The 384-nt window shown below is 33.9% G+C and carries 1 pseudogene; it reads right to left on the bottom strand.

Features of this window, described 5'->3' with window-relative positions:
* Positions 1–9 precede the first annotated feature (9 nt).
* Positions 10–351: pseudogene (pth, locus tag J7R13_RS09405) on the bottom strand (aminoacyl-tRNA hydrolase); the annotation flags it as partial.
* Positions 352–384: the final 33 nt, after the last annotated feature.

Below are 384 nucleotides of genomic sequence, written 5' to 3' on the forward strand. Positions count from 1 at the left end.
TTACTAACCTATACCATTATGTCCATTATTTCCTCCACCGATTTTTACACGTACTTTTCCTGGTGGTAAGTCTAGCTCATCATAAATGATAATCAAATTCTTCACATCTAATTTATAAAATCGCAAGACTTCACCAATAGCTTGGCCGGAGAAATTCATGAAAGTTTGTGGTTTTATAAGAAAAGTTTTTTCATCATTTATGAGGCCATTGGAGATTTCAGCTTGAAATTTTTTCGACCATGGAGAAAAAGATAAGGACTGATAAATAGCATCGATAGCCATGAAACCGATATTATGGCGATTATTTTGATATTTTGAACCAGGATTTCCAAGACCAGCAATAAGCCACATGCACGCTTTCAAAAAAATTGTATAGGTTAGTAA

Source organism: Bartonella taylorii 8TBB, assembly GCF_902825155.1.
Lineage (GTDB): Bacteria > Pseudomonadota > Alphaproteobacteria > Rhizobiales > Rhizobiaceae > Bartonella > Bartonella taylorii_A.